The following is a 23,442-nucleotide window of genomic DNA, read 5'->3' as shown; positions in this document are numbered from 1 at the left end:
CTTTATACATAACTGGGTTCTTCATTGTTTAATAACATTTTTATTTCACAAGAACTACATCCCTTAATTCTCTCTTCAACACTTTCCCTAAAGCGTTTTTCGGTAACTCTTCTACGAATACCACTTCTGGTATTTTATAACTTGCTAATTTCTCCTTACAATACTGAATAATACTTTCTTCTGTTAATGTTCTTTCGCTATCTTTCACAATGTAAGCTCTTGGAACCTCTCCCCAAAAGTCATCTGGAACTCCAACTACTGCAACTTCTAAAACACCATGTATTTCATGAATAACATCTTCTACTTGATCTGGATATACGTTGTCACCACCGCGTATAATAACGTCTTTATATCTTCCCATAATATGCAAGAATCCATCGTCATCTAACATGCCAGCATCGCCCATGTTAAACCAATTATCCTTTACTACCTTCTTTGTCGCCTTTTCATTATTCCAATATCCTTTAAACATGTATGGACTTCTTACGTGAATCTCCCCAACTTCATTAGTTGTTAGTTCATGTCCTGTTTCTGGATGAACAATTTTCACCTCTACATTTTTCAAGGTTTTCCCTACAGAAGACATCTTTTCTTTTCCCATCATTGGATGCCATGAAGTTACAACCCAACCTTCTGTACTACCATAGCCTTGCACCATATAGATTCCTTTTTCCATATATTTTTGGATAAGCGTTTCTGGCACTTTTGTTCCACCGCTTTGTGCTACTTTAAAGGTTGAAATGTTACGTTCTTTTTTATTTAGTTCATCAAGCATGTAGCTATAAACAGCCGGGAATGCAAGCATCGTAGTAATTTTCTCTTCTTCAATCTTATCCCAAATAAGAGTAGGATTCGAATCAGCTAAGAAAATCATCGTAACACCATGATAAATACAATTTAAAATAGAAAGCACGCCACTCATATGAAACAATGGATGCACGGATAAAAAGCGTTCACCTGCTGGAATTTCCCTTTGCCCCGCAATCTCAGCAAAATAATGATGTAAGTTTTTATGTCCGATTACGCATGCTTTTGCCTGTCCAGTTGTTCCGGAAGTAAATAAGTAAATTGCATCATCCTCTTCATGCACTTCTACGTTCGGTTCTGTAATTGGCTGTTCTTGCAATTCTAATTCAAATGAACCAAAGCCTTCTTTTGTCGTTTTAATTACATAAGAAATTTCTTTAACGGCATCAATTTTTAATAAAACTTCACTAAATTCTTCATCAATAACTAATACTTTTAATTTCGCTTCTTTTACAATCGTTTCTAGTTCATAAACAGTAAGCTGATGATTTAGCGGAATAAATACCGCTCCAATTTTTAAGCTTGCCATCATAATACTTGGAAATGGGTGATTATTTTTGCAAAGGATTCCTATACGATCGCCTCTTTGCACACCGTTTTGTAACAAATACTGTGCAAGCTGATTTACTCGTTCATTATACTGCTGAAACGAATACCTTTTCTCTCCCCCTACAAGCGCTTCCAAATTTGGTGATTGCATTGCTCTTTTTTGTAATAATTGTCGCATCGTTCTCAAGTAAAACTCCCCTTTATATATGTTAGGTTTTTTATTTTACCAGATTAACTATTAATTTACTAAAGATTACACTTAGTGAATATAAAACAAACAAAAAAACAGCCATCTACTTAACAAGTAAATGGCTGTTTCTCCTTATATATTAGAATACTTCTTGTTCATCACATATTGCACATACTCAGGCGCACTTTTATCAATCTCTTCATCACTTAGTTTATATTCCGCACCATATAAATAAAATGAAGGTATAAATTCCATACCTGTATATAGGCATGTAGCTTGGAATGGTTTCGTCAAGTCATCCATTGTGATTCCGCTATTGTTATAGTCTTTTTCTAATCCACCTATAGAAATAGCTACACCAAACTCTTTTCCCTTCACTTTATCCCCTTTTGATCCGTACGCAAATCCATATGTTAATACATCATCAAACCATTTTTTTAATAATGGTGGTGAGCTGTACCAGTAAAGCGGAAATTGAAATATATATCTGTCGTGTTCTACTAACAGTCTTTGTTCCTTTTCAATATTAAATTCCCAATTTGGTGCCGCTTTATATAATTCATGCACCGTAATTTCATCCGAATGTTTCTCAAGTTCTTCTATCCATCTTTTATTAATTTGTGATTTTTCAATATCAGGGTGTGCTACAATTACAAGTGTTCTCATCATTTTCCATCCCCTTTATAAATTAATCAATCCTTTACGTATTAGTATGAATGAGTTACATATAATTGAAAAGTACGTACTTTCAGGTACTATAGGAACCTTGAGGTACCTTTGGAGGTGTTATATGAATCAAAATGATGACTGCCCAATTGCAACGACACTCGATGTAATCGGCGGAAAATGGAAAGTTTATATTTTATGTGTTTTGATGGATGGAAAAATGCGAACAAATGAAATTAAACGAGAAATTCCAAACCTTACACAAAAAGTTCTTACACAACAACTTCGGCAACTTGAAGCTGATGGGATTATCCATCGTACCGTATATCAAGAAGTACCACCAAAGGTTGAGTACACACTAAGTGAGCACGGAAAATCTTTAATGAAAATTATGGATGAACTATTTGAATGGGGAAAAGGTCATCAAATCAAAAGATTACATGACTAACAAAATATTACCGTCTTTATTAAATCTTCTACATTCATATTAGTATTTTAATATTTCTACTGAAATTTTAAAATAGAGATACTCCAACAGCTCGTAATTTAGAATCCCAAATCTTTCAGAAGTAAAAATCAATAACATTCATCTATAGATACTCTTTATAACAAAAGTATCCTATACTTTTCACCTGATATTTAATTCAGACACTTTTATTGATCATCGCTAATCTTTTAAAATATCCCCCTATGGATGTATCCTTTTGCGAATTATAGCAACAACAAATAAAAATTACCGGTATAATAATCTGAAGGGGAATGTGCACAAATATCGGGACTTTCTTCAATCCTAGTTCTACATGCTCCATATAATTAGCCGTAATCATAAGCGATAAAGGGACTCCACTCGTGTGCGAATTCAAGAAAACCTAAACCACCTATCCCCTAAAGAATTTAGGGAATAGATGGTTTAGGTTTTTTGATATGTGTCCTGTTTTCGGGATTCACTTCATATAAAGTAACATCTTTAATAATGATTATTTTAATACCACTCTTTGTCTTAACTGTCACCCTAGTAACTGGGCGATGGAGTTTCTTTTTTTGGGAGCTTACTGCCTAGTTTTATAAGTCGGATAACAACTTCCATCGCTTTTTTAAAATTACTACAGTAGACAAAACACTTTGCAAAGAGTGTCTGTACAAGGCGTTTTTTTACATATATTTACCAAATAGCGTTTTTATTAAAAAACTTCTCACATTTAAATTGGACAAGCATATTTTATTATATAGGGAATCCCTACTCATAGAAAACTACCTTTCTAATCTAAGAGCACGCATATATGTGTGCTCTTAGACTGTTTACAATGAAATAAAGAATTTATTAATTCACTATTGGAAAAGCACCCATAATAATATCTTTATACTTATCTAATGTTTTTCGATTTTTTATAAAACTATATTATTTTGGAGTTGGTTAATACGTTGCAAAAAACTGACCGTGTAATCATTATGGTCCCTCCATTTTCACAAGTGTTTGTTACATTTTACTCATCATCAGGAGAACTTCTTTCATCAAAAGTCTTATCTAATACCTCTCCCTACCCTGTATCAATGTATGCACTTAATGAAATTGAAAGCGACTTATTTGAAATCGAGTTAAAACCACTACTACGTCATTAAAACTACGAATAGTGGAAAGGCCTTTACAACTCCCACAAGGAACTGCTGCAGACACGCTATATCGCATTAACTACACACTTACTATGTAAATTCTTCTAAGGAACTCCATTTTAGTTTCCAAGGAAACTAAAATGGAGTATAATTATATACGTACAATAGATAGCATTTACAAATCTATTTACATTTTTTTTCATTAGCTCTTAATCACTTAAATAAATGGAGGGCATGATATGGAAAATTATTATGATGTAGCGGTAGTTGGTGGTGGTCCAGTTGGACTTATGACAGCATGTGAATTAGCTATTCAAGGTATAAACGTTGTCGTTTTGGAGAGAAGAGTGGATCGCATACGAAATTCTAGAGCACTAACACTACACCCCCGCTCACTGGAATTGATGGCCATGAGAGGCATTGAAAATCGATTTTTATCTAGAGGAAAGAAATTAGATACAAGTCATTTTGCTGCCTTAGATACAAGATTAAACTTTAAAAATTTAGATACTGATTTTCCGTATACACTGTTTATTCCCCAATCTATTACAGAAGAAATATTAGAAGAACGTGCATTGGAATTAGGTGTAGACATTAAACGTGGGCATACTCTGAAAGACTTAAAACAGTATGAAACATTCGTACAACTAGAAATAGAACAAAGAGAAACAATATATAAAATAGAAGTTCCATATGTAATAGGAGCTGACGGAGCAAGAAGTGTAGTTCGTGAATTATCAAATATACCGTTTAATGGAACAAACACAACAACTACTGCTATATTAGGTGATATTATTTTAGAAGATATACCAGATACTCCATTTTTATCTACTTCTAATATAAATGGGATATTAATGATGGTGCCTATTGCACCTGATGTAATTCGTTTTGCAATTGTTGATCCTAAGAATCAGGCAATACCCGTTCATGTTGCTGTTACAGAAAAAGAGTTTATAGATAGTATTTATAGGATTACAGGTGAACATATTCAAATTAAGAGCACATTATGGCTTTCTCGTTTTGGCAATGCAACCAAACTAGCAAATACTTATCAACATAAGCGTGTATTTTTAGCAGGTGATGCAGCACATATTCATTTCCCTGCTGGAGGACAAGGCTTGAATGTAGGTCTACAAGATGCTTTTAATATAGGATGGAAATTAGGACTCGCAATAAAACACAAAAAATATGAAAGTCTATTAAAAAGTTATCATATTGAACGACATGCTGTGGGAAAACAATTTTTCAAAGAAGTACAAGCGCAAGAACAATTAATGATAAACTTTTCAAACGCAGGAATGGAATTAAGAGAGTTATTTTCGCACTTACTTACATACCCCGAGATAAATAACGATTTATCTGAAAGAGTAAGTGGTTTAGGGGTTAGGTATTCGTCGATGCACGATATAGAAAGGCATCCATTGATAGGAAAAAGATGTACAAATCTCACTATTTCTTCTCAAAATAAGAAAAGTTATAAACTCTTTGAATTAATGCAGGATGGTAAATTTATTTTATTAATACACCCTTCTTATATAGATAAGATAAATAAAATGAATATTGATTCGCACATAAAGGTGATAGTAGGAGAAATACAAGATTCCAAGTTGCAAAATATAGATACCGTTTTGATTCGACCGGATGGTCACATAGCCACCATTGAATATACCAAGATAGATAACTGCGAATAGTCCGGAAAAATAATTATCCATTGTATTAGTGATACAAAATAAATTCATTTTTATAAAACGAAAAGAATCCTATTTATTTAAGATTCTTTTCGTTTTGCCCATCTCACTATTTATAAAAACATGTCTACAAGGTAAGAAACACTAAATTTACAGTTAACTATAAAATTTCGTTCCGAAGGACTACAAAAAAACCCCACCTATATACTCCCATGTTCAACAATATTTGTCTCTATTTCATATAAAGTAATATAAGCATCCAAAAAGATAAAACACCAAGTATAGCAAGCACTATTCGAGTAGATAGTACCCTTACTTCAAAATTGGTTTTCTTGGATGGTTCAGGATATGCAATTACATAAATCCCTTTTAGTAGTGCGAGCCATGCAATAAGTGTAATGAGTCCCTGCCAATTAAGTGTCCAAACATTATGCAGGATAACAGTACCTAATCCTAGGAAAATTGATAGAAAGCCATACATAATTCCAAATCCCCTGTCTTCTACCACTAATTTTTTCAGTTCACGTAGTACAGATGGTCGCACAAAAAGTATTCCTGTGATGATAACCGTTACCCATCCCCCAAAAAAACCTAAAAAAAGGCTTACCTCCATTATTATTCCACTCCTTTCAATTACATTTATATTTCAGTTATTTTCCCTTTAGTATTAGATCTATAGATGAAAAAACTAAAAATGTAACTTTGGAGTAAAGTCGTACTCTTTATAAAATATTTCATGTGTACATAAATGAACCTTCATCTTACTAATTTTTAATAAAATAATATTAAATTTAACAAGGTGAAGATCATACAATATTATTAAATAAAATAATCTAATTAAGAAGTATAACAAATTAATAATCAGGCTAAATACAACTTATGTTAGTAAGAAAATCACATACACTTACACAAATTACTTTTGTATAACATCTTAAAAATTGTAGTCACAGAATTGCTTTAGCATTCTCTTCTTAATGTCTAGACAGTCAGCATTTAAACTAAACATGCTAATATTGATTTTGTGCGATTGTCAGTTACCTCATAATAAATTTCTAATCCTTTCCGAGTACCTGTAACCATTTTAGCAGCTTTTAGTTTAGATAAATGTTGACTAATTGTACTTTGAGGCATTTCCAAATCCCCATACATTGTTGTTACATTAGTAGGACCTTTTGAAAGCATTATTTTCACTAAGGATAAACGAACAGGATGCGCCAATACCTTTAGTACTTCAGCGATTTCTTCAAACATTTCTTTTTGTTCTTTCATCTTATTTCTCCCCTTTTATATACATATTTATGTTATCCATATATATAATTCGAAGGTATATACGATTTTATGTCCGTCATTTAAAAAAAATATAAAAAAACTTTTTCCCGAAACTAAAGGAGTAACTTAACATAATGGCTCACTATCAGTACCCCTATAGATACAGACGTATCTACTCTACACTCAGCTCACTAAAATCAATAAAAAAGAGAGCAGATAACCTGCTCTCTTAAGATGCCTCCTTATGTTCCGTGGAATGTTTTACACTTCCCATTCTCTTTAACTTATTCCACCCTACCGCTACTCCTCGAATCGATGAGAATATAGATTTAACGACAACATAAGTCATAAATTGACGATAAATAAAGCGTTGTAAAATTAACCATACTAATGGTTTCGGATTCTCTTCCTCTAATTTAAATGCAAACAGAGATGCGAGAAGATCCATTAAAAAGAATACAAAATAAAATCCTAAAACTTTTAGTGGATTATTACTAAATAGTCCCACAATCATTAATATATCTGCAAAAGGAGCAATGAATTGCAGAACATATTGGAATAACCACATATTTGGCAATGCGATAAATCCTAATGTTTTATGCTTTGAATTACATAACGCTTTTCGATGTTTCCAAAGACATTGAAGTGTACCATATGACCAACGATATCGCTGTTTAATGAGACTTTTCACATCTTCAGGTGACTCCGTAAAAGCGTAAGCCTTTTCTTCATATACAATTCTATGTCCTTGACGTAAAAATGTAATAGTAAGATCTGTATCTTCTGCTAACGTATCTTCGCTTAAATATCCAGATTCAACTACATTCTTCTTACGCCACGCCCCAATAGCTCCTGGAACTACTGTAATACAATTTAACTCATCAAAAGCTCTACGTTCTAAATTAAACCCTGTAATATACTCAACATGTTGCCAAGTAGTTAACAAGTTTCGTCTATTCCCCACTTTGACATTACCTGAAACTGCTGCTACATTCTGATCTTCAAAGTGTCTAACCATTAGAGAAATGGCGTCTTGCGCAATAATAGTATCCGCATCTAAAGTGACAATGATCTCTCCTCGCGATTGTTGAAATCCTAGGTTTATTGCCGATGATTTCCCGCCGTTTTCTTTCTGAATGAAACGAACTTTAGGGTGTTTATAAAATGTTTCTTGTATTACTTTTGACGTACCATCTGTCGATCCGTCATCCACAACAATAACTTCAAATTCTCTATAATTACTATCCAAAATTGAGCGAATCGTCTTAGCTATCACCTTTTCTTCATTATATGCTGCTATGACAACACTAACAAAAGGTTGATAGGACGAATTAATATAGCGAGATAGCGTTTTTCTTTTCTGCTTCCATGCAAAATAAATTAAGAATAAGAATCGAAAAATACCTAATCCAATAGCAACATAAAAAATAGTTGTTAATATATGTTTAAAATATCCCGCCCCTGAAAAGACAGCTTTATTGTAAAGTAAATATTGCTTACCCTCAGAAGAAACAGGAGGCATAATTTCATCTCGTTCTTTATTCATTAAATCTGAAATTGTTACAAAACTATATCCATGCTTTTTAAGGTCTTTGATAATGATTGGCAGCGCCTCTACTGTATGGGTACGATTCCCTCCCGCATCATGGAGAAGAATAATATTTCCCTCTCCCTTATAAACGGGATTAAGAGCACGCTTTACTAATTCATTTGTTGATGGTGTTGCCCAGTCTTCAGGATCAACTTTTTCCGCTACCATTGTATAGTTCATATTTTGCGCACGTAAAATAGGCAATATTTCATTTGACGAATCTGGGTTAGCATCGGCTTCATATGGTGGTCTAAATAAAACCGTAGAATGTCCAGTTACTTCCTGAATTAAACGTTGCGTCGTATTAAGTTCTACTTTTGTTCGTAGTAAAGACGTATCAGCTATGTTAGGATGCTTGAAAGTATGATTACCAATTTCATGCCCCTCATCGTATATTCTTTTTACAATACTAGGATTTAGTTGCGCGTTTTCACCAAGTACAAAAAAAGCAGCTTTTATTTTATTCTCTTTTAATATATCTAAAATTTCTGGCGTATATTTCGGGTCTGGTCCATCATCAAATGTTAATACTACTTGTTTCCCCTTTGGTTTTCCATATCGTTGCACTTCGTATGCAGATGGTAAGGATTGATATACTTCATCTGTAAGATAACCATCTTTGCCTACTTTAAAATCTCTCAATCCATTTTGCTTTTCATTCTCAATCTGTAAAATTTCACCTTGGCCAGAATAATTCACTTCATCTAAACTAGTGATTTTATGTAATACATCAGGATTTTTTTGTGCCCCAATAGGATTTTTTAAAACTTTCCATATTGTAGGATCTTCTGCTCCTAATCTCCATAGCGCAAACCCCTTTGCATTGTTATCCATTGCGATTTTCACTTGATTATAGAGAGTAACACTGTCTAAGAACCAAGCTGTATGTTCTTTCTCTCCTGTTTTATATCTAAAATAAGGATTTCCACTAATCTTATCCCATTGAATTTTCATATTTGAATTATGAGCCATTGCCATAACTTCTGAAAAAGTTAAAGACTTCGCAGGTTCTTTACTGTTCACTTTCCAATCATATCCATAGTTACCGAAAGCAACTATAAGCTTATTAGACGGAATATTCAGTTCTTTCAATGTATGTTGGAACCATTTATTCGAAGCAATTGGCCCTGGTTCCCCCGCTCCATAGTGCTCATCGTACATCATTACAATCATTCGATCTATTACCTTCGCTAACGCACTATAATCAAAAGCCTTATCGTTAGCTGGAACATCTTGTGTAACGAGCAAATCATGTTTATGAAAGACCGTAGTAAGTTCTTTCATAAAATTTGTTAAGTTTTCTCTATCACTTTCAGGTATCGCCTCAAAGTCAATATTAATACCCGCAAATCGATTCTTTTCAACTTGCTTTACTAAATCATTTATAAACTTTGTCTTTACATCATTTGGCGAATTCAGTAACTTATGAATCAGCCCACTATCAGGACCAGAAGCTTCCTCTGTATAGTTAGTAAGTAACGGCATAATTTTCACTTGATTTTTTTCTGCTAACTTTACTATCTCAGGTTTTATCTCACTTCTAATCGTTAAATCTGCTTTTAAATGATACCACTCTGGTACTAGCGTGGTTAATGAATCGATATTTTCTTTTAAAGAAGCGGTACTATTTTCATCCCAGTTTACATAAAAACCATACACTTCTTTAGGTTGTTTACTATCGTTCGTCGAATTCACCAAATTTTTGTTATCCTTCATTTCGGTATTTGGTTTAAATCCTTCCTTCTTTAACTGCTGATCACTAAGTTTTTGATTAATTGGTACAAGTTTATTATCTTGTTGTACAGCGGTATTCATATTTGGAATTTCTGGTGTTGAAAAAATACTTTGAAAGAAAAAATAAAATACAATACTTACGCTAACTATTGAGATACATAGAAACCAAATAAAAGCTATGTTTCTCCTTCCTTTCGGATCATAAAAAATAGGTTTTGCTTTATCTTTCCCTTGTTGAATGTTTTTCTCCATTATATTTTTCACATACTCCTTCTTAATAGAACTATAGAATAATAAAGTGCAACTTTAAGCAGCCCAACTCCCACCTAACTTCTTTGCCCCAGCCAAATTTTGAGATGGGAGTTTTACTGCCCGCAATAGCGAGATAAATCCTTTTAGCTTTGAAATGAATCTCTCAATATTCTATTGATTATTCTTTTCATTCCCTTGCTGGTGACCTCTATTTTCTTGTTGAGACCCCCTACCATTGTTCCCTTGTTGATTTCCAACATTTTCTTTCTGGGATCCTCTTCCATTGTCCCCTTGCTGATTTCCATTATTCCCTTGTTGAGATCCTCTACCGTTGTTCCCTTGCTGATTCCCGTTATTTCCTTGTTGAGGATTTCTACCGTTGTTCCCTTGCTGATTCCCATTATTTCCTTGTTGAGGATCTCTACCATTGTTCCCTTGTTGATTTCCAACATTTTCTTTCTGGGATCCTCTTCCATTGTCCCCTTGCTGATTTCCATTATTCCCTTGTTGGGATCCCCTACCGTTGTTTTCTTGCTGATTTCCATTATTTCCTTGTTGAGATTCTCTACCGTTGTTCCCTTGCTGATTTCCATTACTCCCTTGTTGAGATTCTCTACCGTTATTCTCCTGCTGATTCCCTCTATTTTCTTGCTGAGATCCTCTACCATTATTTTCTTTTATTTGCCTAGATGGCTGTTCCTCTGGTTTCTTTTGTTCTTTATGCTCTGGTTTCTCATATTTTTTTTCTTTTACAGGAGACAAATCTGATGATGCATCAGAAGCTGACTCCTGCTGCGATTGCACCTCTTCTTCGTTTTCCACTGGATTAGACGGCGTGGCAGGTGGAGTAAGCGATTTGTTCTTCTCATTCTCTTGCTTTATATAGACTCCTGTGCCAATTCCAGCTTTTCTAGCATCCTCTCGTACTTGCATCGTGCTACTTTGATATTCGACTGTAATATGTTTTAGCTCATATTCTTTCTTTAATTCTTTCATTTCCTTTACCAACTGTGGTTCTAGCAACTTGTCCTTTGCAACAGCCGTTAGCATAACTTGCTTATCATTCGTTAAATACTTATCCTCTTGACTTTGTTTTATAATCGTACGTATTACGTCTTGCAATTGTTTATTTTCCCATTGCTTCAATTCTTTTAAAATACGCCTTCCATCATCATTACAAGCTTGCAAATCTATAACGCGAAGATCCTTCGTTACGCTCACCTCTAAACTTGGATTTATATCAACTGAGACGTAAGCAAATACTTTTTCTTCCGGTTGGTTGTAGAAAAATAACAGCGCACATAGAAAACAAGCAACAAGTAATGATGCCGGCTTTAAGAAATAAGGGATTGAAAAACGTGATGCTTTTTGTTCTTGTTCTTCAAACGAGATTTCCTCTCCAATCATGCAAGAATCCCCTTTTCTTTTACACGTAATAAATTCTCCATTTGGTGTTAAAACAACTACGCTATGTTTTTTTATATCCATCACAATTCCTTTATTCATCATGCTTCCCTCCCCTTATATAATCAAGAATGTATGTATAGTTGTTTGCGAAGATAATACACATTGCAATGATATATTTTCTATGCCGCTCCAACGTTTTACGACTTACCCTAACACGCGGTTCAATATGTTTAAGCGGTAACTTTTTCTTTCGGAACAGCTCCTCCATCATTTCCTCTTCTTTTATAATTATCTTTACAATTTCTATTAAGTGCTCACGCGTGTCACGATGCTTAGGAGATTCTTTAGCAAGCTCTGAAAATGTGATTTTAAACTCAGCTAACACACTTTGAAAATGAAGAATTTCTTCCTTACGATTACTATTGTCCATCTCTTTCATATACTCTGTAAGCGATACTTGCATTTCTAACATTTCCTCTTGCTCATCTTCTTTTAAAAAGACACGGTTATGCTTTGACTCCTTGCGTATATAGTCAATTACATCTCTTTTTATAAGAAGATCAGCAAACGCTAGAAAAGATTTTCCTTTTTTATACGAATACTGTTCAATTGCTTCGTTAAACGCAAACAATCCAATACTATATTCATCATCCTGTTCTGTAATATATCGGCGGCAGACAGACGATATTGATTTTCTAATAAAAGGCTGATACTGAACGATAAAGGCTTCCTTATCTTCTCCATTGTTTTGTATGTTACATACGATATCTTCTATTTTCGGTTTTCTTAAGATCTTCATTACTAAACTCAACACTGGTAATCTCTCAGCCTCCTTCTGCTTTAAATAGAAAAATGGTCACTAAACAAGTGACCATTTAACCACATTTTGTTAGTACTTTTCTTTGGTCTTGTCTTCTTGCTGTTACTTATATTTTTTCGAGACTAACTTTTTTCACTGTTTTCCTAATGATCTTGCTTTTCTCTCGGCACTATAGTTCAGCTTATATTTTAATGTACTTTCTTATTTTCTTCCCCTTGTTTTGCTTGCTCTGTTTCTATTTTATCTGCAATCCTTGAATAACTCTTCTCTATATCATTGGTAATTTCATCCTTTTATTTCGGATGCCCCACTTAATCTAGTAATTTTATTAACACTTCAATATTCTTTCAGAGTCAGTTTTCTTCTATTTATTTTCTTCACTATACATATTCGGAGCAATACAAAGTTTTATGGGGGTCAAAAAATATTTTTATAAAAAAATAGATTTTTATTTCAAAAATAAAAACCATTGATTTGAAAAAGGACTAATCAAATTGATGGTTTTCTTATCATATCTATTAAATTAAGTTGGGCTCTCATTATGTATAAGAAAATCTGCTGTTCTCACTATTTCCTGCCGATTTTCTCTATCGTTATCTTTCTTGATTATCATAATATGTCTTATCTGCATATTTTTGATCATTTCCTTTTATATAAGCTAATATTACTTTTGGATTTTTAAGTAAGTCCCAGTCTCCATATGTATCAAATCTTCTGCATGAAGTTATCATTCCATTTTTAATGGTACCGAATTTCTTATTATTTCGCTTTCCCCATTCTTTTAACCGTTTAGCAAAATCTGCATCTTCTGCCATAAGCATGTTTTCATTAAATCCGTTAATTGCCATAAAATCTTTTTTATAGCACCAAAAAATCCCTACAGATATAGCTCCATACTTAAAAAGTAAGGGGATTATTATTAACATTGCAGAAAAGAATATTCCTAAAGATATTCTTTCAAACTTCCCATTCACCCCACCACCAATGTATTTACCTGAAGATAAATATTTATCTACATTAGACAACACGGAATCTGTCATTATAGTATCAGCGTCTATAGTAACGATTATTTCTCCACTAGCTATTTCTGCCCCTGCATTTCGGATTTTAGATAAGTTTTTATCGTTATTTTTCAATGTAATACAATTATAAGATTTTGCTATTTCCTCTGTTTTATCTGTGCAACGATTTAAAACAACTATAACTTCCGTTTGCTCTTTATATGCCTCTGATGCCTTTGCAATTGAATCTAAACATTTTCTAATGTACTTTTCTTCATTATGTGCAGGGATTATAATAGAAAACTTCACATCTTTTTGTAAATCTCTTCCTGAAGATTCCTTTGTTTCAGTCATGATATTCCCCCCTTATTTTAGATAAATATCTGTTATACATAACATATATTTAAATTTATTAAGTTATATTATTAAAAAAGTAATTAAAACAATATGGACATATTATGTTAAGTGTAATAGGGCTACTATTAAGCTAACAAAATCAAAATTGACGTTGTAGGGGCTTAGCTTAATAGCGAGGTGTGGGGCCTCTATATAAAAAACCACAGTTTACACCCAAACTGTGGTTTTTTGAAGTACAAGGAATTACATGAATCATAAGTCACTGTCTAAATTGTACTCCTCATTTATCAATATCTGTATCTAGTTTTCAACTTCGTAACAGAGCTAAGTTTAATTTCTTACAGAATGAAACCAAGGCAATTGTTTAATATATGTATCGCCATGACATATGCAAGGGATCTTTTAGAAATAAGATAAGCCGCAGTAAGTATCACTGCACCAGGTAAATAAATAGCAATATCCGAAAGCTGGTTCGTATGAAGAAGTGTAAAAATTATAATCGAAATGATAGATGCAATAGCAGTACCAATATAATGTGAAAAACGATTTAATATTATATAACGAAATATAATTTCTTCAAGTATCGGACCGAGAATACCAAATACAAGCAATGTAAATATAAGAGGTATCTCCGCGCCCGTTTCAAGGAGCTGTTCTTGGTTCTCTGGCTGACCAGTTGCTAGAAAACGCATAACAGCCTGTTCTACAATTACCGTAAATAAAACCACCATAGGAATACTTACTATTTTCAAAATTGTCTTCTCTTTAAAATAAGTAAAACCTTCAATAATTTCTTTCCTAAAGAAAATTATTCCTACAATAGCAGGTACAGTCAAACCGATGGCACTAAGAGCAAATTCTGATTCAACTAAATTGCTGTTAGTTAAAAGTGATATGCCAAATAATATGAACAAGCCAATTTGAAGTAATGCAAACATTGTATAAACTATTAGCATAATAAGTTCTTTTGTATTCATTTTAATAAAGTTCACTTTATTACCTCCATAATGAAATTACCTAGAATCTTTGAATTTTCTTTCTGCATAACGTACTCCTTCTAAATATATTTATATAAGATTTCAAACCGGACGGTTCGGTCCGGAATCTAATGATACTATAAGTTTCTAGTTTTTTAAACACCCTTTTACAAATTATTAACACAATCAAAACGGGAAAAAACAAATAAATTTATACCTCAGTTTCTTATTTACAATCAAATTCCCGTACTCATTCATTATTAACGATTAATTTTTTATAGTATGAAATGATACGGCTTTTAACCACAAGATATCCTAATTAAACAAAGTGAAAGTGGGAGTAGTTCCAACATTTTAGCTAAACATATTAATTAAAATTATATATACTACTCATATGTCTATACGTTAAAATTAACTATATATTTTTACACATTATACGATTTCAAGTAACATTATTTGTATAAAGTGACTCAATTAAACAATTGGTCACGTTGATTTTGACAGAAAATTCACTCGAATAATACAGATAATACAATTTGATTAACCTCTTTTCAAACTGTATCGTTTGAGGTTTCCATAAGATAGGGATTGATAAGATATTTTTGCTCCAAACTTATTTATACTTACAAAAAAATCAAGAAAATAGAGGGTAAATATTACCTGAAATATTAAGCTCGTTTTTATTAGGAGGATTACAAAGCATGACTAAAGTTGATAAGGTAAAAGAAAAGATTATTGAAATATCTTTATATTTATTTAATACCAATGGAATAACACGCACATCCATCCAGGATATAATGACAGCTACCGAACTACCTAAAGGATCTATTTATCGTAGATTCAAAAATAAAGAAGAAATTGTCCTTGCTGCCTACGACAAAAGTGGTGAGATTATGTGGAGTCATTTTCATAAAGCAATGGAAAATAAAAAGACAGCAATTGATAAAATCCTTGCAATTTTCCTTGTATATCAAGATGCAGCTAATAATCCCCCTATTGCTGGAGGCTGTCCATTGCTTAATAGCGCAATTGAAAGTACTGGAGTATTTCCAGAATTACAAACAGCAGCAGCAAAAGGCTATGATGATACAGTAATGTTAATGGCTTCTCTCATAAAAGAAGGAATAGAGAAACAAGAACTTAAAGAAGATATAGACATTATATCGCTCGCTTCTTTTCTTGCATCTTCAATGGAGGGCGCTATTATGGCAAGTCGAGTATCTAACGATAATATACATCATCAATATTTTATTGAACAAATAAAACATCATCTTTCCTCTTATTCTAAATAAGTGAGAACTTATATTGCTTTCATTCAATTTTTATAGACTTAAATTGAATAAACCCCTCTCATAAAAAGTGGCTTCTGTTTATGAGAGGGGTGAATAGTTTTTAGCAAAGGTAGCTTTTTAGACGTTGTATATTATGCATACAACCAATCTGTTTTTTTACATACCTCTTCTCTTACTGTCGACGTTCAAAAGCAAGACGTACAGCAAGCCCCGTTAAAACACTTGCCATAAGCCAACGCTGCACTCGTAGCCACGTTGGGCGTGTGCCAAACCATTTCGCAATCCGACTTGCTGTCAACACAATTAGGAGGTTGACTATAAAACTAACAGTGATTTGCGTAAGACCCAAAACTGCACCTTGTAGAAGCAACGATCCCTTCTCAGGATCTTCAAATTGAGGTAGAAGTGATACATACAAAATAGCAATCTTTGGATTCAGAAGATTGGTCATGAGTCCCATCAAAAATAATTTCCGTGGCGGCTCATTAGAAATCGTACTAGGCTCCATGATAGATGTAGCACCAGGTTTAATCAAATTCCAAGCTAGCCAGAGCAAGTAAGCGGCACCTGCCCATTTGACTGCTTCATAGACAGCGGGAACGGCAAGGAAAAGAACTGTAAGTCCGAACATTGTTGCGATTATATAGATTACGAAACCAAGCATGATGCCCAATAAAGAAATAAATCCTGCCATACGTCCCTGCGTAATGGAACGGGAAATGAGATACATCATATTAGGCCCCGGTGAACAAACCATGCTAAGCGAAACAATTGCAAAAGCTATCAAAGTACTCATGCTGACCATAAACCTTCCCCCTTTATCTTACATAAAATTTCCTATTGTACATTTTATCATGATTGAGGAGAGAAAAGATTAATATAAGCCGATGTAGCTAAGGAATATTATCGGGTTAAATGTATTGTAATCACATACTTCTCATTCTCTTAAGTAAGGATTAAAAGTAATCGATCCATAGTGATACTCCAATAACAACTAACTAAGCAAAACAAATTATAATATTTCGAACCCACTTCTGTATATCATCAAAATACCGGTCTATAAATTTAGCATGGATATAAACCATAAGAAATAGCACAATGAAAGTAAAGGAACCCAATTTATCATTAAATTTTTCATTAGTAAATGTGCTTACATGAAGGAATAGAAAAACAAACGTTACTATGAATAACTCAAATAGTCTTTTTTTTATTCACTCCGCCACCACCTTACAACAATTCCCTTTTATTCCATTTTATCAGAACATAATATGTCGTAGTATATGAATATTATACTCATGTCAAAAAGGCCAACAATTCAAGATTGTTAGCCTTTACATTCCATAATGCGGCCTTTTAAAATTTAACAAGCGAATAGATTCTTACTCCCAGACCATATACTCCTTTTCAAATAACAAAAAGACCAATAAATAAGTGACCATTCCTAAATTGATTTTCATGTCTGGATACCTAACCATTTTCGTCATTAATTTTCCTCTTCAATTTAAGATGATTTTTTCCACTCTATTAAAAATTTCCCACCATGTTCTTCTGTTTTAATTTTCACTTTATATCTATCGTCCTTAGGCACTTTAAGGCTTTTATCATCTTTACCATTATTAAATTCTAATATTGTATTATCATTTGAATCCACAACATAAGCAACTACAGTTCCTTTCTTTGTTGTTTCATCAAAAGAAAACACCCAATTCTCTCCTTTTTTGACTTCCATATCACGACTTGCGGAACCAGTAAACTCTCTATAATCTCCTAATATTCTATTTGAAGAACTTTTTACTTTTCCACCAACAACTTTTCCTTCTCTAGAAGAACATCCACTGACAATTAATAAACAACAAGCTAATAACATTATACCTTTTAATATTTTCAATATTAACTCTTCCTTTACTAAAAAAATAAATCATACTAAAATGGCTATACTTGACTGGAAATATATCGAAATCAATAAACAATTATAGTTATAATTTATCTTTTTAAATCTTCACTCAGTTTGATTTCCTCATCATTAATATATCCAGTAAAAACAATCTCCGATACATGTTCATGATTAAAAAATAAATTATATTCAGTTGAAATATTACCAATTGGATAATAACAAGCTACATAATCCCACTCTTCTTTAGTTTTAGAATCTATTTGCTTTCTACCATATATCATTACAAGTTGTTCCCAACTTTTAAATCTTACAACTGAGCCAACAAGACTTGCTCCTGGCCCCCAAGGAAGACTAATCTTAAATCCACTTGATCCAGCTTTCACTGAACCACCAACTTCTGATAATTCCCTTTTATTCCATTTTATCAGAACATAATGTGTAGTAGTATATGAATATTATACTCACGTCAAAAAGGCCAACAATTCAAGATTGTTAGCCTCTACATTCCATAATCATATCTTTTATCACTTTACTTCCTAACAACCGGAATCCACATTTCACCAAATACTAAACCGTTTCTTTCCCCCATCTCAACCGTTGTATTTGGCCCACCAACATAAGCAAAATCTGTTGCTTCTCGTAAGGCCTGACCGAAGGCGATGCCAGTAAGCTTATTACTTAGCTCTTCAGCTGTTTTGTCTTCCCCTTTTACTACTAAGTATTCTCCCTTAGGAAACTGGATCCCTCTAGATTCTTCTTCTATTTGTGCTTCTGTCATAACACCCGCATAATACATCATCTTGTTATTCACCGCTTCGCTCACAGAAAAAATGTAATCATTTGTAGCTAGAGCTTTTAAAGTATCCAGCCTCCCATCTTCTTTAACAGCCGACCAAAAGTCTTCCTTTTCTTTATTGATTCCAACAAAATCTGTATATTCACTTTTAATTTCAGTTCCAATACCTAACACAATAAAGCTATCTTTTTCTTCAATCGTATAATTTTTCATATTCAAAACCTCCCTTTTTTTAAAATGAATCAAATGATTTCTCTTTTCATCTGATGAGTTTATAATATCTTTAAATCATGTCAAAAAATGATACTGTTTAGGAGACTAAAATGAAAAAAGTTGAACGGATTAATACAATTATGCGGTATATCAACAACCGCTCCCACTTTACAATTTCAGAAATCATACGAGAATTTAACATATCACGATCGACAGCTATTAGAGACATTAGAGAAATTGAAGCTATGGGCATGCCACTTGTCGCTGAAGTTGGGAGGACTGGTGGATATTTTGTCATGCATAACACTATCCTGCCCGTTGTTCGCTTTACTGATAACGAAGTGAAAGCTCTTTTTATTGCTTTTATGGCTACAAGAAATCAACAACTTCCCTATCTAAAAAGTCGTCAATCTTTAGCTGAAAAACTGTTAGGACTTATCTCTGAAACCCAGCAAGATGATATTGTTCTTTTAAATCAACTCTTGCTGTTTGAAGGGACTAACCCTCATAATCCTGATTTACTTGAGCTTTCTGATCTCCCCCACCCTATGTTAGAAAAACTCATTCAAATGCTTCTTTTGGATAGCCATTTATTGATTACCATCAAAGAAGAGAAAGAAATCAAGTCTTATTCCATTTATCTATTACACCTGTATCAAGAAAAAAGCCAATGGATCATTGAAGGGTTTGACTTAAAAGAAGAAAAGAAGAGGATGTTTCCTGTGGATCATCTCATCAATATCGAACCATACACGACGAAAAAAAAGCTAAATAAGAAAAAGATTTTAGAAAAACTAAGTAAGAAGGATGAAGCAATTAATCTTGTACTTGAACTTGGTCCAAAAGCAATTGCCCAGTTCAAAAAATACCACCCTTTCAAAATTTCAATATCTTATACAAATCCTTACCAATCCACAGCCATTTTAAAAACATTTATCAATGTTAACAATTCCGATGAAGTGACGGAAATAATAAATTGGGTGCTTTTCCTAGGGAAGGATATTACAATCAGGGAAATGCCTGAAGAAATATTAGCAGCTTTACAAGAGAGATTATGTTTATACTCCCCATAAGCATTGATTGGTGTAACCCCAAAATATTGAGTTTAATTCATTACCAGTTGTCTATATTTTTCTAATACCTAGGGAAAACATTATATTTGCTATCATCGCTGAACGAAGCTTCTAGGAATAATACAATAAAAAAGGTGTGAACTAGCTCTTAGTTCACACCTTTTTATATTAGAGTTTACTATAAACACATTAAATTGCTTGTTTAAGATTTGAATGTGGATTTGGTCCATACTTATTCTCACCTTCATCACTTTCAATGATACAAAACACAAGTAGAACCGCTCCTCCAAATGGCACCAAATTTAATAGCTGCCACCATCCCGTTTTTCCACTATCATGTAATCGACGAGCTCCCACTGCCAGAGTAGGAACAATAAAAATTGCAATAAATAGCAAAGTAATATTGGCTCTTAAGTAAAAGGCAGACGAAGAATAATAGGCCAAATATATTAATGACCAAAACGTAACCTTATTAACTAAAGTAAAAATCCAGTACTCTTTTCTCGTAGCTCTCCCACTAAATTTCGCATAGTTTTTGAGAGTATATAAATACCATTTCATTTGAACCTCTCCCTTTTCCATCCCCTAAACGATTGTTTTATACATTTTATACCTTATAAGTATAAATATAGCACATAACATCTTTAATCTCTATTTTCATATAGAATATTCTGTTTATTTCAGTTGAATGTTAACATACTATACTTCAAGGCATGTGTATTTGATTTATTATTCTCCTATTTACTTTAAAACTACTACAATTAAGCGAAGTATGAATGTAGTATTAAAGCACGGAAAACCTTCCCGTGCTTTTTCAAAGATATATATTATTTCGGAAGATTTAATTTACTTACCCTAACTGACGTTTAAATGCCTTACTAGCGAAAAAGTAAGAGATGATCATTATGCCTACACACCAAGCGAGTGCAATCCAAATATCGTTGCCAACAGTTCCTTCATATAAAAGAGCACGAATCGCATTCACGATTGAAGTTACAGGCTGATTCTCAGCAAACGCACGGACAATTTTGGGCATCGTTTCGGTAGGTACGAAGGCCGAACTAATAAATGGGAGGAAAATTAGTGGGTACGAGTAGGCTGTTGCCCCTTCCATAGACTTCGCTTTCAGCCCTGGAATGATAGCCAACCATGTTAGCGCTAACGTAAACATCCCTAGTATTCCAGCTACTGCAAGCCAATCTAAAATATTAGCACTGGAACGAAAGCCCATTAAGAGTGCAACAAGAATAACCACCACGATAGTAAGTACATTAGCAACGAGTGAGGTTAATACGTGAGCCCACAATATCGATGAGCGTTTGATAGGCATCGTAATGAAACGTGCCATAAGCCCGCTCTTTACATCTGAAAACAACCGTACGGATGTATAAGCGACACCAGATGCAATCGCCATTAGCAAAATTCCCGGCAATAAATAATTGACGTAGTTATCTGTTCCTGTCTGTATAGCACCACCAAATACATAAACAAACAATAGCATCATCATAATCGGTGTAATCGCTACCGTAATAATTGTATCCGGACTACGCATAATATTGCGCATTAAGCGCCCAAGTAATACACCTGTTTTGCTTTTCATTTACATCTCCTCCTTTTTGCCAATGATCGCAAGGAATATTTCTTCCAATGTCGGCTGCTTCTCGATATACTCTACTTTTGCTGGCGGGAACATCTCTTTCAATTCAGTAAGAGTGCCTGTCGTAATGATTTTTCCACCATGCAAAATCGCGATACGATCAGCTAGTTGTTCTGCTTCCTCCAAGTACTGGGTTGTTAGTAAAATGGTTGTTCCTCCACCAGCAAGTTCCTTGACTGTATCCCACACTTCGATTCGCGCTTCCGGATCAAGTCCAGTAGTTGGTTCGTCAAGAAAAATAACTGCTGGCGCCCCAATCAAACTCATCGCGATATCAAGCCGGCGCTTCATCCCGCCTGAATACTGATCTGCCCTTTGGTTTGCCGCATCAGTCAGACTAAATCTTGCAAGTAGATTGTCAGCGACTTGAGCGGGATTAGAAACACCACGTAACTTGGCGATCATTATCAAGTTTTCTCGGCCAGTAAGCATACCGTCTAAAGCTGCGAACTGTCCTGTCAAACTGATGCTTTGGCGAACATAATCTGGTTGACTCTGGACATCAAACCCGCAAATACTTACTTCACCGCCATCTTGCTTCATTAGCGTCGAGAGGATGTTGACCGTCGTCGTCTTGCCAGCACCATTTGAACCTAGTAGCGCGAAAATTTCGCCACGCTGCACCTCAAAATCCACTCCCTTTAAAACTTCTTTATCTTTAAAAGATTTTTTTAGCCCTTTTACAGAAACCGCTGCATTGCTCATACTTTTTCCCCCTTATAAAAATAAATTACCTTCACCCTCTATTTAGTATCACTGATAATCCGTATTACTTAGTAGTGGTTTAAAAATATAACTGAATAGCGATGGCGGTAGTTCACATTTGTAACCAGCTAATCAGTCGGTATTACTTATTGCATTTATTTTTTTCTCAATTTTTTCATGATACTTTCATTCAAATCTTCACGATATTTAGAGACATACGTTTTAGCATTTGCCACTAGTTCGTCAGCAAAGGATGCCACATCTTCCCCAGTAATATCAAGCACTTCTCTGCCTTCAGCTGCACCGGCTTCAAACAAATCAATTAATTCATACTGAATGTGCAGCATATCCATCCCGTTTCCGGTCGAAAAATTCCACATGTAGTTTTGAATTTTCTTAAACACAAACTGATAGTCCTCTGGCAGTGCTGCAACACGTGCCATCATCATTTTGTACTCTTTTTTATCACCAATTAATTTTTTGAACATTTCCAACATCTTATTTTCCTCCTTTTTTATAAAGCCGAACAAGAAACTCTCCAAATACGAGCCGGAACATTTAATATTATGAGGCTAGTTTGACTTCAAGACGTTAATTTTTGACGATACAAAATCCCATTTTTCCCAAAACAATTCAAGTTCCTGACGTCCATCCTCATTTAATGAATAAAACTTACGAGGCGGCCCCATATCTGATGGTTTCTTTTCAATATTTACAAGCTTTTTCTTCTCTAATCGTACGAGGATGGTATAGACCGTTCCTTCCACGACTTCGGTAAACCCTAGATCATTTAAGTGGCGGGTAATCTCATAACCATACGTTTCACGGCGGCTAATGATTTCCAGCACACACCCTTCCAGTGAACCTTTCAGCATTTCAGTTAAATTTTCCAT

General features: G+C 33.9%; 24 protein-coding genes. 5 read left to right on the top strand and 19 right to left on the bottom strand.

Going from position 1 to position 23,442, the window contains the following annotated elements; translation table 11 throughout:
* Positions 1-40 precede the first annotated feature (40 nt).
* On the bottom strand, positions 41-1,543 hold the full coding sequence (locus ACYVEC_RS06695) for a class I adenylate-forming enzyme family protein (RefSeq protein ID WP_063221911.1): 1,503 nt from the start codon (positions 1,541-1,543) through the stop codon (positions 41-43).
* 135 nt (positions 1,544-1,678) lie between these two features.
* A complete protein-coding gene (locus ACYVEC_RS06690) occupies positions 1,679-2,212 on the bottom strand; it encodes an NAD(P)H-dependent oxidoreductase (RefSeq protein ID WP_063221982.1) in 534 nt (177 codons plus the stop codon).
* 124 nt (positions 2,213-2,336) lie between these two features.
* Between ACYVEC_RS06690 and ACYVEC_RS06685 the strand changes: the two genes are divergently transcribed.
* The 3 genes from ACYVEC_RS06685 to ACYVEC_RS06675 all read left to right on the top strand — a co-directional run bounded on the left by ACYVEC_RS06685 (position 2,337) and on the right by ACYVEC_RS06675 (position 5,514).
* Positions 2,337-2,660 carry a winged helix-turn-helix transcriptional regulator gene (locus ACYVEC_RS06685; RefSeq protein WP_063221912.1) on the top strand — a complete coding sequence of 108 codons (324 nt, stop codon included), beginning with the start codon at positions 2,337-2,339 and terminating at the stop codon, positions 2,658-2,660.
* Positions 2,661-3,634: 974 nt separating this feature from the next.
* Entirely contained in the window at positions 3,635-3,832 is a 198-nt protein-coding gene (locus ACYVEC_RS06680) for a hypothetical protein (RefSeq protein WP_080468356.1), read from the top strand.
* A gap of 230 nt (positions 3,833-4,062) precedes the next feature.
* Positions 4,063-5,514, top strand: coding sequence for an FAD-dependent oxidoreductase (locus tag ACYVEC_RS06675; protein ID WP_063221913.1), 1,452 nt, complete (start codon positions 4,063-4,065; stop codon positions 5,512-5,514).
* 229 nt (positions 5,515-5,743) lie between these two features.
* Here ACYVEC_RS06675 and ACYVEC_RS06670 read toward each other — a convergent pair whose 3' ends face one another.
* From ACYVEC_RS06670 to ACYVEC_RS06640, 7 genes are all read right to left on the bottom strand, one after another.
* A complete protein-coding gene (locus ACYVEC_RS06670) occupies positions 5,744-6,124 on the bottom strand; it encodes a hypothetical protein (protein WP_460505967.1) in 381 nt (126 codons plus the stop codon).
* 380 nt (positions 6,125-6,504) lie between these two features.
* Complete coding sequence (locus tag ACYVEC_RS06665) at positions 6,505-6,780, bottom strand: ArsR/SmtB family transcription factor (protein WP_063221914.1); 276 nt, start codon at positions 6,778-6,780, stop codon at positions 6,505-6,507.
* Between the two features lie 229 nt (positions 6,781-7,009).
* A complete protein-coding gene (locus ACYVEC_RS06660) occupies positions 7,010-10,357 on the bottom strand; it encodes a glycosyltransferase (protein ID WP_063221915.1) in 3,348 nt (1,115 codons plus the stop codon).
* Between the two features lie 171 nt (positions 10,358-10,528).
* Complete coding sequence (locus tag ACYVEC_RS06655) at positions 10,529-11,866, bottom strand: anti-sigma factor domain-containing protein (protein WP_063221916.1); 1,338 nt, start codon at positions 11,864-11,866, stop codon at positions 10,529-10,531.
* On the bottom strand, positions 11,856-12,578 hold the full coding sequence (gene sigI / locus ACYVEC_RS06650) for an RNA polymerase sigma factor SigI (RefSeq protein ID WP_063221917.1): 723 nt from the start codon (positions 12,576-12,578) through the stop codon (positions 11,856-11,858). Before sigI ends, ACYVEC_RS06655 begins: the two co-directional genes overlap by 11 nt.
* Positions 12,579-13,177: 599 nt before the next feature.
* The gene (locus ACYVEC_RS06645; RefSeq protein WP_063221918.1) at positions 13,178-13,939 is read right to left on the bottom strand and encodes a glycosyltransferase family 2 protein; all 762 of its coding nucleotides are present in this window, start codon (positions 13,937-13,939) and stop codon (positions 13,178-13,180) included.
* Between the two features lie 341 nt (positions 13,940-14,280).
* Positions 14,281-14,934 (bottom strand): CPBP family intramembrane glutamic endopeptidase, encoded by a 654-nt coding sequence (locus ACYVEC_RS06640; protein ID WP_063221919.1) that lies wholly within the window; start codon positions 14,932-14,934, stop codon positions 14,281-14,283.
* A 686-nt stretch (positions 14,935-15,620) separates the two neighbouring features.
* Between ACYVEC_RS06640 and ACYVEC_RS06635 the strand changes: the two genes are divergently transcribed.
* Positions 15,621-16,211, top strand: a complete 591-nt coding sequence (locus tag ACYVEC_RS06635; protein WP_063221920.1) for a TetR/AcrR family transcriptional regulator — start codon at positions 15,621-15,623, stop codon at positions 16,209-16,211.
* A 172-nt stretch (positions 16,212-16,383) separates the two neighbouring features.
* Here ACYVEC_RS06635 and ACYVEC_RS06630 read toward each other — a convergent pair whose 3' ends face one another.
* The 5 genes from ACYVEC_RS06630 to ACYVEC_RS06610 all read right to left on the bottom strand — a co-directional run bounded on the left by ACYVEC_RS06630 (position 16,384) and on the right by ACYVEC_RS06610 (position 19,114).
* Positions 16,384-17,016, bottom strand: coding sequence for a LysE family translocator (locus ACYVEC_RS06630; RefSeq protein WP_063221921.1), 633 nt, complete (start codon positions 17,014-17,016; stop codon positions 16,384-16,386).
* 193 nt (positions 17,017-17,209) lie between these two features.
* Positions 17,210-17,422: a DUF3963 domain-containing protein gene (locus ACYVEC_RS06625; RefSeq protein ID WP_080468357.1), complete on the bottom strand. Its 213-nt coding sequence runs from the start codon at positions 17,420-17,422 to the stop codon at positions 17,210-17,212.
* Positions 17,423-17,712: 290 nt separating this feature from the next.
* A complete protein-coding gene (locus tag ACYVEC_RS06620) occupies positions 17,713-18,102 on the bottom strand; it encodes a hypothetical protein (RefSeq protein WP_180230829.1) in 390 nt (129 codons plus the stop codon).
* 92 nt (positions 18,103-18,194) lie between these two features.
* Positions 18,195-18,461, bottom strand: a complete 267-nt coding sequence (locus ACYVEC_RS06615; RefSeq protein WP_460505996.1) for a DUF4176 domain-containing protein — start codon at positions 18,459-18,461, stop codon at positions 18,195-18,197.
* A 173-nt stretch (positions 18,462-18,634) separates the two neighbouring features.
* Positions 18,635-19,114, bottom strand: coding sequence for a GyrI-like domain-containing protein (locus tag ACYVEC_RS06610; protein WP_460505962.1), 480 nt, complete (start codon positions 19,112-19,114; stop codon positions 18,635-18,637).
* A 110-nt stretch (positions 19,115-19,224) separates the two neighbouring features.
* Between ACYVEC_RS06610 and ACYVEC_RS06605 the strand changes: the two genes are divergently transcribed.
* Positions 19,225-20,187, top strand: a complete 963-nt coding sequence (locus tag ACYVEC_RS06605; RefSeq protein WP_460505960.1) for a helix-turn-helix transcriptional regulator — start codon at positions 19,225-19,227, stop codon at positions 20,185-20,187.
* Positions 20,188-20,376: 189 nt separating this feature from the next.
* Here ACYVEC_RS06605 and ACYVEC_RS06600 read toward each other — a convergent pair whose 3' ends face one another.
* The 5 genes from ACYVEC_RS06600 to ACYVEC_RS06580 form a co-directional block, all read right to left on the bottom strand.
* The gene (locus ACYVEC_RS06600) at positions 20,377-20,748 is read right to left on the bottom strand and encodes a DUF805 domain-containing protein (RefSeq protein WP_460505958.1); all 372 of its coding nucleotides are present in this window, start codon (positions 20,746-20,748) and stop codon (positions 20,377-20,379) included.
* 289 nt (positions 20,749-21,037) lie between these two features.
* Positions 21,038-21,787, bottom strand: coding sequence for an ABC transporter permease (locus ACYVEC_RS06595; RefSeq protein WP_063221926.1), 750 nt, complete (start codon positions 21,785-21,787; stop codon positions 21,038-21,040).
* Complete coding sequence (locus tag ACYVEC_RS06590; RefSeq protein ID WP_063221927.1) at positions 21,788-22,549, bottom strand: ABC transporter ATP-binding protein; 762 nt, start codon at positions 22,547-22,549, stop codon at positions 21,788-21,790.
* A 155-nt stretch (positions 22,550-22,704) separates the two neighbouring features.
* Positions 22,705-23,046, bottom strand: coding sequence for a DUF1048 domain-containing protein (locus ACYVEC_RS06585; protein WP_063221928.1), 342 nt, complete (start codon positions 23,044-23,046; stop codon positions 22,705-22,707).
* 75 nt (positions 23,047-23,121) lie between these two features.
* Entirely contained in the window at positions 23,122-23,442 is a 321-nt protein-coding gene (locus ACYVEC_RS06580; RefSeq protein WP_000429485.1) for a PadR family transcriptional regulator, read from the bottom strand.

Source organism: Bacillus sp. MN7755 (assembly GCF_054771475.1).
This window is presented reverse-complemented; position numbering and strand designations above follow the sequence as displayed.